The organism is Kitasatospora sp. CM 4170 (genome assembly GCF_032110285.1).
Classification (GTDB): Bacteria; Actinomycetota; Actinomycetes; order Streptomycetales; family Streptomycetaceae; genus Kitasatospora; species Kitasatospora aburaviensis.
Genome location: NZ_CP134877.1, coordinates 3,802,535 through 3,815,825, shown reverse-complemented (window position 1 = coordinate 3,815,825; position 13,291 = coordinate 3,802,535). Strand labels below are relative to the sequence as shown.

The following is a 13,291-nucleotide window of genomic DNA, read 5'->3' as shown; positions in this document are numbered from 1 at the left end:
AAAGGATCATGCTGCTCAAGACGTCACTGCGGAGCTTCTTCGCCCACAAGGGGCGGATGGTGCTCTCGCTGATCGCGGTCGTGCTGTCGGTCGCGTTCGTGTCCGGCACCCTGGTGTTCTCCAACACCGCGACCAGCACCTTCGACCGGCTGTTCGCCTCGACCGCCTCCGACATCGCCGTCCAGCCCGCCAAGACCGGGCTCGACGGCGAGGACGACGACGACCGCCCGGCCGGCAAGGTCGCCACGGTGCCGGCCGACGCGGTCGAGAAGGTCGCCGCCGTCGCCGGGGTCAAGCAGGCCCTCGGCCAGGTCTTCGTCTCCAACGCCGTGCTGGTCAACCCGGTCACCAACAAGGCCATCGGCCCGACCGGCGGTGCCCCGACCCTGACCGGGAACTGGACGGACACCCCGCGCAACTCGGTGGAGATCACCAGCGGCCACGTGCCGCAGGGCGCCGACCAGCTGGTGCTCGACGCCGACACCGCCAAGAAGGCCAAGCTCGGCCTCGGCGACAGGATCCGGGTCATCACCGCGACCAACGGCACCCACGAGTTCACCCTCGCCGGCATCGCCACCTTCAAGACCACCAACCCGGGTGCCGCGCTCGCCTTCCTGGACACCCCGACCGCGCAGAAGGACCTCCTCGGCAAGTCCGAGTTCACCTCGGTCGAGGCCTTCGGCGACGGCAGCCGCACCAACGAGCAGCTCAAGGCCGACGCCCTCGGCAAGCTCGGCGGCGGCTTCCAGGTGAAGACGGCCGCGGAGCAGCAGGAGGAGAACAGCAAGAGCGTCGGCTCCTTCCTCAACTTCATGAAGTACGCGATGCTCGGCTTCGCCGGCATCTCGCTGCTGGTCGGCGGCTTCCTGATCATCAACACCTTCTCGATGCTGGTCGCCCAGCGCACCCGGGAGATCGGTCTGCTGCGGGCCATCGGCGGCAGCCGCCGGCAGGTGAACCGCTCGGTGCTGGTGGAGGCGCTGATCCTCGGCGTGCTCGGCTCCACCCTCGGCCTCGGCGCGGGCCTCGGCCTGGCGGTGGGGCTGATCGGCCTGATGAACGCGGTCGGCATGAACCTCGACGCCGGCGACCTGCAGATCGGGCTGAACGTGCCGATCGCGGCCTACGCGGTGGGCATCGTGATCACCGTGCTGGCCGCCTGGATACCGGCCCGCCGGGCCAGCCGGATCGCCCCGATGGCCGCCCTGCGCGACCACGGCACGCCCGCCGAGGCCCGCTCCAACGTGGTCCGGACGATCGCCGGCCTGGTGCTGACCGCCGGTGGTGGCGGCCTGCTGGTGCTCGCGGCCTCGGCGGACAAGGCGGCGACCGGCGGGCAGTACCTCGGCCTCGGCGTGCTGCTCACCCTGATCGGCTTCGTCGTCCTCGGCCCGCTGCTGGCCACCACCGTGGTGCGGGTGCTCGGCGCGGCCCTGCCGGCCGTGTTCGGCCCGTCCGGCAAGCTGGCCCAGCGCAACGCGATGCGCAGCCCGCGCCGGACCGGTGCCACCGCGGCCGCGCTGATGATCGGCCTGGCGCTGGTGATCGGGGCCTCGGTCTTCACCTCCTCCATGATCGAGTCCACCAACCAGCAGATCGACAAGTCGGTCGGCGCCGACTACGTGATCTCCAGCAGCCAGGGGATCGTCAACCCCGACATGGTCAAGGCCGCCGCGGGGACGCCGGGGATCGCCCACGTCACCGAGCACAAGAGCCTGCCGGCGCTGCTCACGCTGCCGGACGGCGGCACGTTCAGGAAGCACGTCTCCGCGGTCTCGGCGACCTTCGGCGACGACTTCCGGCTGGAGGTGAAGTCCGGGTCGGTCGAGTCGCTGAAGCAGGGGTCGCTGGCGCTCGGCGAGGAGTTCGCCGCCGAGCAGAAGCTCAAGGTCGGCGACACCGTCAAGGTCGACTACGGCAACGGCCACACCCAGTCCGTGCCGGTCGGGGCCGTCCTGAGCAAGGGCGACTCGCTCTTCGCCGGAGCGACGTTCGTCGGCATCGACACCCTGGCCAAGGCTGTTCCGGCCGCCGACATGCCGCTCGACGTGCAGATCTACGGCAAGGCCGCGGCCGGTGCCGACGTCGCCAGGACGCTCGGTGCGCTGGAGGACTCGCTCAAGGACTACCCGCAGCTCAAGGTCCGGGACCAGGCGGGCTACAAGGAGCTGGTCCAGGACCAGGTCAACACCCTGCTCTACATGATCTACGGCCTGCTCGCCCTGGCGATCGTGGTCGCGGTGCTCGGCGTGGTCAACACCCTGGCGCTCTCGGTGGTCGAGCGGACCCGTGAGATCGGCCTGCTGCGGGCGATCGGGCTCTCCCGCCGCCAGCTGCGCCGCATGATCCGGCTGGAGTCGGTGGTGATCGCCCTCTTCGGCGCCGTCCTCGGCACCGGGCTCGGCCTGGCCTGGGGCATCACCGGGCAGCAGGTCCTGAAGGAGCAGGGCCTGGCGACGCTGTCCGTGCCGGCCGGCACGATCGCCGCCACGCTGATCGCCTCGGTGGTGATCGGTCTGGTGGCCGCCCTCGTCCCGGCCTTCCGGGCCGGGCGGATGAACGTCCTCGCGGCTATCGCGACGGACTGACCCCGGGATCCGGGGGGATCGGGGTCGAACGGGGGGCCGCAGGGGCCGGGTGCGAACCAGCACCCGGCCCCTGCGGCGTGCCCGGGCCCGGGTCCGCGACGGCACCGGACGACACCGGCCGCCGGCGGCGGGCGGGCACACCCGCTGCGGGCGGGTCCGCCACGGCACCGCTACGGGCAGATGATCTCCGCCGCCGTGTCCGCGGCGATCCCGGCTCCCGGCGCCGCGCCGGAGGGGGCCACCGCGCCGGAGGGGGCCACCGCGCCCGAGCCGGCCACCGCGGCCGACGGGGCGGCCGGGGCCGCGGGGGACGCCGGGGGAGGCGGCGGGGCGGGCGCCGGGCCCGGGCCGGGGCTCGCGATCGCGGAGGGGGTCGCCGCGGCACCGCCCGCCCCCGGCTGGTCGGCGCCCGCGTACACCTGCAGGGTGGGCCCGAGCCCCGGGACGGCGGTCAGCTCCGCCCCCGGCAGCGCGGCCGCCAGGAGCCGGGCCGACTCGGCCCACCGCGGGTCGTACCGGACCGCCGTCCGGCCGGGCGGTGTGCCCGCCGGGGCGTTGGACGGTGCGCCGGTGGTGGCGAAGCCCGCCCGCCGCAGGTCGCCGTCGACCCGGGCGCCCAGCCCGGGCACGCCGGTCGCGTTGAACACCTGGACGTGCACCTGCTCCGGCGCGACGGACGGCTCCCGGGCGGGGGCGGCCGCGGGCGAGCCGGCGGCCGGGACGGCGGCCGGGACGGCGGTGGTCTCCGCGGCCGTCTCCGCCAGCGGCCGCCCGGACCGCACCGCGTCGAACAGGGCCCGCGCCGCGGCCTGGTCCCAGAGCACGGTCGAGCCCCAGCCGGGCACCTGGTGGTCCACCTGCGCCAGCGGCACGGTCGCGAAGTCGGCCCGGCCGGCGGTGAGGTCCTTCATCCGGGTGGCCAGGGTGACCAGGTCGTCCGCGCCGAGGTCCTTGTCGGCCTTCACCGAGCCGAGCACGCTGTCCGTCACCCGGGCCAGCCGGACCGGGTTGAGCAGGGTGCCGCTGCTGGTCACCTGGTGCAGCAGCTGGGCCACGAACTTCTGCTGCCGGTGCATCCGCCCCAGGTCGGAGCTGCCGTCCACGTGCCGGGCGCGGACGTACTTGAGCGCCCCGGCGCCGTCCAGGGTGCTGGTGCCGGCAGGCAGGTCGAGGCCGGAGTACTCGTCCCTGAGCGGCTTCGCGGTGCAGACCCGCACTCCGCCGAGGGCGTCCACGGCGGAGACGAAGGCGGTGAAGTTCACCTGCAGGTAGTGGTCGATCCGCAGCCCGGTGTTCTGCTCCACGGTGGCGACGGCGAGCTGCGGCCCGCCCAGCCCGTACGCGGCGTTGATCTTCCCCTTGGCGGCCGGCACCTCCCTGCGGGTGACCCCGTCCCGGTGGGCGGGGATGTCCACGTACGAGTCGCGCGGGATGCTGATCACGCTGGCCCGGTCGCCGTCCCCGGCGAGCCGCACGATCATCATGGTGTCGGTGCAGTGGCAGGACTCGCCCCCCGCGTGCAGCACGTCCTTGAGCGTCTTCTCCGGGATGCCGTCCCGCTCGTCGGTGCCGACCACGAGGAAGGTGGTGGAGCCGTCGTCGGCGGGCCGGGCCTGGTCGCTGCTGAAGGCGTCGACCCGGTCGATCGAGCCGAGGCCGTCCAGGACCGCCCAGCCGCCGCAGGAGGTGGCGAGGACGGCGAGGGCGACGCCCGCGGCCAGCCGTCGGGGCCAGGTGCGGCGCCGGTCGGGCTGGGACGTGAGGGGGGAGACGGGCATCTCTCGGATGGTAGGGGCGGCCTGTGCCGGGCCGGGTGAGGGCGCGCCGGGGGTGGCGGGTACGGTGGGCGCGACCGATGAAACGTTCCTCCATCGCAGGGTGCGCGGAGCTGCCCAGACCGGGACAAGACGGAGACCCGTCCTCACCGGTACGGTTGGCCCCGATGAACACCAAGGCTGCTGAGGAGCTGCCGGCGGTCTCCGTGATCATGCCGGTGCTCAACGAGGAACGACACCTGCGTACGGCCGTCCGGCACATCCTGGAACAGGACTACGCCGGGCCGATGGAGGTGGTCATCGCCCTCGGTCCGTCCTCCGACCGCACTGCGCAGATCGCCGCCGAGCTGGCCGCCGAGGACCCGCGGGTCCGGACCGTGGAGAATCCCACCGGTCGCACGCCCGCGGGGCTGAACGCCGCCATCCGCGGCTCCAGCCATCCGATAGTGGTCCGCGTCGACGGGCACGGCCTGCTCACCCCGGGGTACATCACCACGGCGGTCCGGCTGCTCGGCGAGATGGAGGCGGCCAACGTCGGCGGCATCATGCACGCCGAGGGCGAGACCGAGTGGGAGAACGCGGTCGCCGCCGCGATGACCTCCAAGATCGGTGTCGGGAACGCGGCCTTCCACACCGGCGGTCTGGCCGGCCCGGCGGACACCGTCTACCTCGGGGTGTTCCGGCGCGAGGTGCTGGAGAAGCTCGGCGGCTACAACGAGGAGTTCGTCCGCGCCCAGGACTGGGAGCTCAACTACCGCATCCGCCAGGACGGCGGGCTGGTCTGGTTCACCCCGCAGCTGCGGGTCACCTACCGGCCGCGCCCCAGCGTGCGGGCGCTGGCCAAGCAGTACAAGGACTACGGCCGTTGGCGCCGGGTGGTCACCCGCTACCACCGGGGCTCGGTCAACCTGCGCTACCTCGCCCCGCCGGCCGCGTTCCTGGCCGTGACGCTCGGGCTGCTGCTCGGTGCCGCCGTCCACCCGGCCTTCCTCGCGGTGCCCGGCGCCTACCTGGCGGGGATCGTCGGCGGCGCGCTGGTCGAGGGGCGCGGCCTCTCGTTCCGGGCGAAGTCCCTGCTGCCGGTGGCCTTCGCCACCATGCACCTCAGCTGGGGGTTCGGCTTCCTCACCTCGCCGCGCTCGCTCGCCCGCCGGGTGATCGGCAGCCGTGCGCCGTCCCCGGCCAACGTGGTCACGGAAGCCCGCTGACCCGATCCGGCCAATCCCGCGGACCCGCCCTCCCGTCCCCCGCTCCGGCGCTATCGTCTGGCGCCATGGGGACAGTTGAGGGCGGGTCCGTCGTCGGTGCCCGGGTCGAACCGAGCGCGGACGTGGACGAACGGGCGGTGCTCGGCACCGGGACGACCGTCTGGCACCTGGCCCAGGTGCGCGAGGACGCGGTGATCGGCGCGGACTGCATCATCGGGCGCGGTGCCTACGTCGGCCCGGGCGTACGGATCGGGGACCGGGTCAAGCTGCAGAACCACGCGCTGGTGTACGAGCCCGCCGTGCTGGAGGACGGGGTGTTCGTCGGCCCGGCGGCCGTGCTCACCAACGACCTCTACCCGCGCTCCGTCGACGTCGACGGGCGGCTCAAGCGCGGCGACGACTGGCGGGCCCGCGGGGTGACGCTCCGCCGGGGCTGCTCGATCGGCGGCCGCGCCGTCCTGGTCGCCGGGGTGACGGTGGGCCGCTGGGCCCTGGTCGCCGCGGGTGCGGTCGTCCACCGGGACGTGCCGGACTTCGCGCTGGTGGCCGGCGTCCCGGCCCGCCGGATCAAGTGGGTCGGCCGGGCCGGCGAACCGCTGGAGCCGGCCGGCCCGGACCGCTGGCGCTGCCCGCGCACCGGCGAGGAGTACCGCGAGACCGACGGCACGCTGGCCCTGCTGTAACGGCCGCGGCCGCGACCGCGGGCCACCGCAACACGGCGCCGGCCGAAGCTACTTGGCGCAGACGTCGGTGTCGTCCGCCTGGACGCGCTGGAGGTCCTTGGGCGCCTCGGTCGGCACCGCGCCGGGCGAAGCCGTCGCCGTCGCCGTCAGCCCGTCCTTGCCGAGGACCACCGCCAGCCCGTCCCTGGTACCCGCCTTCGGATCCTCCTCGACGGCGTCGGTCGGCAGGCCGAGCACGGCGGCCAGGGCGGCCGCCTCGGCGGCCTTCCCGGCCGGGTAGGTGATCGAAGTGGCCGCCGCGGCGGGCGCGTTGGCGGCGGTCGCGGCACGGGTGAAGCCCTTCGCGCGGAGCCGGTCGACGGTCTGCTGCGCCTGCCCGGGCGTCCCGCTGCCGTTGCGCACCGTCACCCGGAGGCCCTTGGCGTCGTCCGCCGCGGCGGTGGCCGTCGGCGAGGGCGCCGCGCCCGGCCCGGCCGGCGCGGCGTGCGCGGCGGCCCCGGCGGCTCCCTGACCGGCGGCGCCCTGGGTGGCGGCGGCCGAGGCGGCGGCCTCCGGCGCGGCGGTCCCGGTCAGCGAACGGTCGTTGGCCACCAGCGAGAACAGCTGCCCCGCGTCCGGCTGCTTGAGCATCAGCCGGTTCTTGTCCTTCGTGTCGTCCTCCACCGGCACGGTGGCGAAGGTGATGTTCCCGGTGTCCACCTTGCTGACGTCCAGCGCGAGGTCCTTCAGCTTGTCGACGCTGCCGATGCCGTCGTCCACGGTGAGCGCCTTGGTGGCGGCGTCCGCCAGCTTCCACAGTTTGGTCGGGCTGGTCAGGGTGTCGCCGCTCTTGATCGAGCGGATCATCGAGCTGATGAACTGCTGCTGGAGCGGGATCCGGGTGAGGTCTCCGCCGAGGCCGACGGCGTGCCGGGTGCGGACGAAGGCCAGCGCCTCGTCGCCCTGCACCACGTGCCGGCCCTTGCTCATCTTCAGGTGGGAATCCGGGTCGTTGATGTCCTTGGCCGCGCACACCTCGACTCCGCCGACGGCGGTGGAGAGCGTCTTCACGGCCTCGAAGTTGACCATCACGAAGTGGTCGACCCGGATTCCGGTCAGCTTTTCCACGGTCTTCCAGGTACAGCCCGGATCGCGGCCCTCCTGGCCGAGACTCTCGTTGAACATCGCCCGCGACGTACCGGGGATCGCCTTTCCGGCGCTGGTCCGGCACTCCGGGATCGGCACCATCAGGTCGCGCGGGAGGCTCACCACCGTCGCATTGCTGCGGTCCTTGGCGACGTGGAAGAGCAGGGTCGTGTCGGCGTGCCCGGTGCTGCCCTCGTCGCCGTACTCGCGGCCGAGGCCCTCCCGGCTGTCGGTGCCGATGACCAGGATGTTCAGGGCGTCGCCGGCCGGCTTGGGCCGCTCCGCCTCGTCACCCAGCTGCACCTTGACGGCGGTGATGTTGTTGTTGAAGTGCTGGTACGCGTAGTACGCGCCGCCGCAGCCGGCCACCAGGACCAGCGCTCCCACGCCCGCCGTCCACTTCAGCGCCCGCCGGCGGCTGCGCCGGGTGTTCGCCCTGCGGCGGGCCGCCCGTCCGCCGGCGTGCGCGGACCCGGCGGCGGTGACCGGCGCCGGTGCGGGCTCGACGACCGGCTCGGGGGTCGCCTGCCGGCGGCGCTGGGCCGGGATGCCGGTGGCCGGGTCGAGCCGGTACGGCCCGGTGTCCTGCCTGTCCTGCTGCACGGGTTCCCTCCCTCCGGCCGGTCCACGGATCGGTGCATCCGCTTGCGCACCGACCCGGACACCCTAGACGAGCCGGGTGGGGGAATTGTTCCTGATGTGATCTCCGCCATGTTCGGAAAACGCAATTCGGCGGGTGTCCGGGCGGTCGGGAATTCCCGCGGAATACCTCCCAAGATCGTGATCTGTACACAAAAGAGTGACCCTGACCGGAGGTCAATGCACGGCGCAGGCATCCACGTCGGCGGTCCGGCCCTCGAAGGACGGGGGCGTCGTGGCGGCCGGCGTCGCGGCGGTCGGCGACGGCCCGGTGGCCCGGTCCGAACCGGGCACGACGGACACGCTCGCGAACAGCCCGCCGGACGCACTCGGCGCCTCGCTCACCGGCGCACCCGGCGACCCGATCGCCCGTGCACCCGGCGACGCGCTCGCCGTGCGGTTCGCCGACCCGGTCGCCGGCCCACTCGCCGACCTGCTCGCCGAGCCGCTCGGCGCGCGGCTCGGCGACGCGCTCCCCGACGGCTTCCCCGAGGCCCGCGCGGACGTGCCCGCCGCGGCGCTCGCCGGCGCGGACGGGTTCGGCGGGCGGACGCTGATCGGGCGGTCGTCGCGCAGCGCCGTGAACAGCTGGGTGGTCTGCGGCTGCACGAACTCGTCCCGGTCCGAGTCGAACCGGTACGGCCGGCGCGGCGCGGTCAGGAACACCACGTCCGCGGACGGGATGTCCCGCAGCTCCTGGGTCAGGTCGTAGAGCGCGCCCAGCGAGGAGAGCCCGCCGTCGGCCTGGATCGACGAGGTCGCCGCGTCCAGCACCGGCCAGAGCCGGGCCGGGTTCAGCAGCACGTCCTGCGACTGCACCTTGCGGATCAGGGCGGCGAGGAACTGCTGCTGGCGGCCCATCCGCTGGGTGTCGCTGCCGTCGCCGAGGGTCTCCCGGGCGCGGACGTAGCCGAGCGCCTGCTCGCCGTGCAGGGTCTGCCGCCCGGCCGCCAGGTCGAGCTTGGCGTCCTTGTCGTGGATCGCCTGCGGGACGCAGACCTCGACGCCGTCGACGGCGTCCACCATGGCCTTGAACCCCGTGAAGTCGAGGATCACGTAGTGGTCCATCCGGATGCCGCTGAGCTGTTCGACGGTCCGGATCGAGCAGGCCGGACCGCCGGTCTCGAAGGCGGCGTTGAACTGCAGCAGCGCGGGCCGGCTCCGGGTGCCGTCCGGCTTCTCGCAGGCCGGGACGGTGACCATGACGTCGCGGGGGATGGAGACCGCGGTGGCGTGCCTCCGGTCGGCCGCGAGGTGCAGCAGGATCGTGGTGTCCGAGCGCCGGCCGCCGGCCTCGCCGTACGAGGCGTTGGCCCCGGTGCGGTCGTCGCTGCCGATCAGCAGGATGTTCTCCGCCCCCTTGGCACCGGCGGTGCGGCTGGGCCGCTCGGCCTCCAGCCGGGCCAGCAGCCGGTCGGTGGCCGAGTCGGTCCGGATGTTGCCGTCCAGCTTGCGGTAGGCGATCCAGAGCAGCGTGCCGCAGGCGACCAGCAGGAAGGCGAGGGCGCCGGCGGTGATCATCAGCCACCGCCGGCGCCTGCGCTTCGGTGCGCGCGGGAGGTCCGGGTCCTGGTCCGGGTGAGTGCCCGGGGGAGGTGTGCCCCCGGGTGGGGAGCTGTCGGTCGGGGGGTGCTCGGTGTCGTCCTCGGCCATGGCAGGGATCCCTACCCGCCGGGCCCGAGCCGGGGGTTACCCGAGGCGCAGTGTCACCCGTTCGGACTCGATGCGCTTCTCCCACTGTTCGTCGTCCAGGCCCTCGGAGTTGCGGCAGAGCACCACCGAGGCGCCGGCCGCCAGCGGCGCGAGCAGGCCGGCCTCCAGACCCGCCCAGTCGTCGTACGAGAGGGTGGAGAGCACCCGGTCGCCGGTGTTGACGCCCAGTCGGGCGGCGCCCTCCCGGGCGAGCTGAACGGTCTGGTCGCCGGTCAGCTTCAGCGGCAGGCCGTCGACCACGGTCTCCAGCGCCGGGGCGTCCGGCGTGACGGGGGAGTACGGCGCGAAGCGGTCGCCCTGGCCGGGCACCTCGGCGGCGTAGTCCAGGAAGCCGTCCGGGCGCTGCGGGAAGCGGCCGCCGAGCGGGCGCAGTGCGAGGGCCACCCGTTCGCCCTCGCACGCGTGGGCGGCCTCCAGGCCGTCGGGGCCGCTGACGACCAGGTCGGCGGTAGCCGGGTCGCCGCCCGGAACCGCGGCGACCCCGACCGACCAGCAGGCCAGCAGCCAGACGGCGCTCTGCCAGTGGGCGGGCAGCAGCAGGGCGGCGCGGTCGCCGGGGCCGGCGTTCAGCTCGTCCTGGAGCAGGTTGGCGGTCTTGGCCACCCAGTTGTCGAAGGTCCGGGCGGAGAGCTCCACCCGTTCGCCGGTGGCGTCGTCGTAGAAGGTGACCAGCGGGGCCGCGGGGTCGACTGAGGGAGAGCCACCTCGCAGGTAAGCGTGCAGCAGCTCGACGGGGGTGCGGGCATCGGCAGCGAAAGGCGAAGTCATGGTGCGCCCCAGCCTACGGCCTTCGGGCGGGCGACCGGGAGGGGTGCCGGGTGGGGGTGAACTGGCGTGGCGTCAGAAGCGGTTTGTCGTCAATATCCTTTTTATGCGTATCTCACTTCTCGCCGGTGCCGCCGCTGGCTGCACCGCCGCCCTGCTCCTGCAACCACTCGCCGTCGGCGCCGCGGCCGAGCCGGCCCCGACCCGGCACACCTCGGCCGGTGGCGGATCGGTGACGACCGTGCCGCTCGCCCACACCGAGCACGGTTCGTCGAGCCGTTCCACCAAGCCCTTCTCCCTCGTCGGGGTCAGCTGGGACGACCCCCGGGGCTCGCTGGACGGCGCCTCGGTCCGGGTCCGTACCCGCAGCATCGCCACCGGCCTCTGGGGCGAGTGGCACCAACTGGACGTCGACGGCGAGGACGCGCCAGACGAGCGCGACGGCCGGTCCGGGGCACGGGGTGCCTCGGCGCCGCTCTGGACCGGTCCCAGCGACGGCGTGGCCGTCGAGGTCACCCCCGGTCCGCGCGGACTGCCCGCCGGGCTGCGGGCCGAGCTGGTCGACCCCGGTCGCGGCGCCGCCGCCGCGCCCGCCGCCCCGCGCACCCTTCCGGCCGAATCGTCACCCGCGCGGAGGGCCGACCACGAGGCACCCCGGCCGGGCATCGTCACCCGGGCCGGCTGGGGCGCCGACGAGTCGCTGCGCGACCCGGGCTTCGTCTACACCGGGCAGGTCCGGGCGGTCTTCGTGCACCACACCGCCACCGCCACCGACTACGCGTGCAGCGACGCGCCGCAGATGATCCGGGCGATCTACCAGTACCACGTCCAGAGCAACGGCTGGCGGGACATCGGCTACAACTTCCTGGTCGACCGGTGCGGCACCATCTACGAGGGCCGGGCCGGCGGGGTCGACCAGCCGGTGTTCGGCGCGCACACCCTCGGCTTCAACACCGACAGCGCGGGCGTCGCCGCGCTCGGCACCTTCACTTCGAACAGCCCCGAGCAGAGCCTGGTCGACGGCGTCAGCAAGATCGCCGCCTGGAAGCTCGGCCTCACCGGTCAGGACGCGGCCGGCAGCACCAACCTGACCTCCGGCTCCTCGCAGAGCCGCTACCCGAAGGGCACGGTCGTCTCCTTCGACACCGTCTCCGGCCACCGGGACGCCTTCGCCACCGACTGCCCCGGCGGCGCCCTCTACGCGCGGCTCGGCGACATCCGCTCCTGGGCCGCCCACCTCCAGGGGCGCTGACCCCGTCCCCGCACCCCCCGCCCCCGCTACACCGGCCCCGGCCCTCGCCCGATCAGGGACCGCAGTTCCGCGGTCAGTGCCCGGGCGAGGTCCGGCCGGAGGTCGTAGCGGGCCGGGGTGGTCTGCATCAGCGCGATCCGCCAGCCCGCGCCCGCGTCGACCGCGATCATCGTCTGCAGCGCGTTGAACGCCGGATCGATGTCCTCGGCCTCGTCCGGCACCATCCCGGCGACGGCGTCCAGCTGCACCACGCCGGGCCCGAGCGCGCGGACCCGCCGTACCCTGGCGACGAACTCGGGCGGCACGTGGTCCGCGAAGATCCGCCCCAGCTCGGCGGCGATCACCGAACGCCCGCTGTGCCGCGTGCCGTCGAATCCGATCACCTCCCCGTCCTCGCTGAACGGGCCGGCGAAGGCCGAGCCGTCCTGCAGGTTCCAGCCGTCCAGCGCCCGGTGGTAGAGCGCCCGCACCGCGCTCTCGTCCGCGGAGGACAGCTCCGGCAGCCGCGTATCGTTCATATCCCCATGGTCGACGAAGGCGGTGGAGCCGGACAGCGGAGGCGAGGCGCGTGGTGACGGGCGAGGCGGCGGGCGGGCCGGCGGCGGTGCGCCGCTGGCGGCCGGACTACCCCCTGGACGTCGCCCGGACGCTGCTGCCACTGCGCCGGGGACCGGCCGACCCGGCGTACCGGACCACCGGCGACGGCGCGATCTGGCGGGCCTCCCGGACACCGGCCGGCATCGGCACCCTGCGGGTGCTGTCCCGCCCGGCCGAGGGCGCCGTCGAGGCGAGCGCCTGGGGCCCGGGCGCGCAGTGGCTGCTGGACCGGCTGCCGGCGCTGCTCGGCGCGGAGGACGACCCGGCCGGCCTGGTCCTGCCGCCCGGCCCGCTGCGGGAGGCCCAACGGCGGGCGGCCGGGATCCGGCTCACCAGCACCGGGCTGGTCCTGGAGTCACTGGTGCCGGCGATCCTGGAGCAGAAGGTCACCACCGACGAGGCGTACCGCGCGTGGCGCACCCTGCTGCGCGACTTCGGCACCCCGGCGCCGGGCCCGGCCGAGGGCATGCGGGTGGCGCCGTCGGCGCGCGAGTGGGCGATGGTCCCGAGCTGGGAATGGCACCGCGCGGGCGTGGACCCGAAGCGCTCGGCGACGGTCGTGCGCGCCGTCCGGCTGGCGCCCCGGCTGGAGGAGGCCTCCGCGATGGACCGGGCCGACGCGTTCGACCGCCTCACCGCCGTCCCGGGCATCGGGGTGTGGACGGCCGCCGAGACGCTCCAGCGCAGCAACGGCGACCCGGACGCCGTCTCGGTGGGCGACTTCCACCTCCCCAACCTGGTCGGCTGGGCCCTGGCGGGGCGCCCGCGCAGCGACGACGCCCAGATGCTCGCGCTGCTGGAGCCCTACCGGCCGCACCGCCACCGCCTCTGCCGGCTGCTGCTGTCCACCGGCACCCACGCCCCCCGCTACGGCCCGCGTCTCACCCCCAACGACCACCGGGGGCGGTGAGCCGGGGCCCGCTCCGGGGCGGGCCGCTGGCCCGGG

The 13,291-nt window shown here is 74.3% G+C and carries 10 protein-coding genes; 5 read left to right on the top strand and 5 right to left on the bottom strand.

Annotated elements, in window-relative coordinates:
* Window positions 1-5 precede the first annotated feature (5 nt).
* On the top strand, window positions 6-2,588 hold the full coding sequence (locus RMN57_RS15870) for an FtsX-like permease family protein (protein ID WP_313767841.1): 2,583 nt from the start codon (window positions 6-8) through the stop codon (window positions 2,586-2,588).
* Window positions 2,589-2,758: 170 nt separating this feature from the next.
* Here the strand turns inward: RMN57_RS15870 and RMN57_RS15865 are convergent, their stop codons facing one another.
* On the bottom strand, window positions 2,759-4,366 hold the full coding sequence (locus RMN57_RS15865) for an LCP family protein (protein WP_313764039.1): 1,608 nt from the start codon (window positions 4,364-4,366) through the stop codon (window positions 2,759-2,761).
* Window positions 4,367-4,530: 164 nt separating this feature from the next.
* On the opposite strand from RMN57_RS15865, the gene RMN57_RS15860 reads away from it, so the two are divergent.
* Both RMN57_RS15860 and RMN57_RS15855 read left to right on the top strand, forming a co-directional pair.
* Window positions 4,531-5,571, top strand: coding sequence for a glycosyltransferase family 2 protein (locus RMN57_RS15860; protein WP_313764038.1), 1,041 nt, complete (start codon window positions 4,531-4,533; stop codon window positions 5,569-5,571).
* A 65-nt stretch (window positions 5,572-5,636) separates the two neighbouring features.
* Complete coding sequence (locus RMN57_RS15855) at window positions 5,637-6,254, top strand: acyltransferase (RefSeq protein ID WP_313764037.1); 618 nt, start codon at window positions 5,637-5,639, stop codon at window positions 6,252-6,254.
* A gap of 48 nt (window positions 6,255-6,302) precedes the next feature.
* On the opposite strand, the gene RMN57_RS15850 is transcribed toward RMN57_RS15855, so the two are convergent.
* From RMN57_RS15850 to RMN57_RS15840, 3 genes are all read right to left on the bottom strand, one after another.
* Complete coding sequence (locus RMN57_RS15850; protein ID WP_313764036.1) at window positions 6,303-7,982, bottom strand: LCP family protein; 1,680 nt, start codon at window positions 7,980-7,982, stop codon at window positions 6,303-6,305.
* Between the two features lie 213 nt (window positions 7,983-8,195).
* On the bottom strand, window positions 8,196-9,671 hold the full coding sequence (locus RMN57_RS15845) for an LCP family protein (protein WP_313764035.1): 1,476 nt from the start codon (window positions 9,669-9,671) through the stop codon (window positions 8,196-8,198).
* Window positions 9,672-9,707: 36 nt separating this feature from the next.
* Window positions 9,708-10,499 carry a TIGR03089 family protein gene (locus tag RMN57_RS15840; protein ID WP_313764034.1) on the bottom strand — a complete coding sequence of 264 codons (792 nt, stop codon included), beginning with the start codon at window positions 10,497-10,499 and terminating at the stop codon, window positions 9,708-9,710.
* 103 nt (window positions 10,500-10,602) lie between these two features.
* Here RMN57_RS15840 and RMN57_RS15835 point away from each other — a divergent pair, with 103 nt between their 5' ends.
* The gene (locus tag RMN57_RS15835; protein WP_313764033.1) at window positions 10,603-11,748 is read left to right on the top strand and encodes a peptidoglycan recognition protein; all 1,146 of its coding nucleotides are present in this window, start codon (window positions 10,603-10,605) and stop codon (window positions 11,746-11,748) included.
* Between the two features lie 26 nt (window positions 11,749-11,774).
* Here the strand turns inward: RMN57_RS15835 and RMN57_RS15830 are convergent, their stop codons facing one another.
* Window positions 11,775-12,266 (bottom strand): SgcJ/EcaC family oxidoreductase, encoded by a 492-nt coding sequence (locus RMN57_RS15830; RefSeq protein WP_313764032.1) that lies wholly within the window; start codon window positions 12,264-12,266, stop codon window positions 11,775-11,777.
* A 50-nt stretch (window positions 12,267-12,316) separates the two neighbouring features.
* On the opposite strand from RMN57_RS15830, the gene RMN57_RS15825 reads away from it, so the two are divergent.
* Entirely contained in the window at window positions 12,317-13,255 is a 939-nt protein-coding gene (locus tag RMN57_RS15825) for a DNA-3-methyladenine glycosylase family protein (protein ID WP_380237205.1), read from the top strand.
* Window positions 13,256-13,291 lie beyond the last annotated feature (36 nt).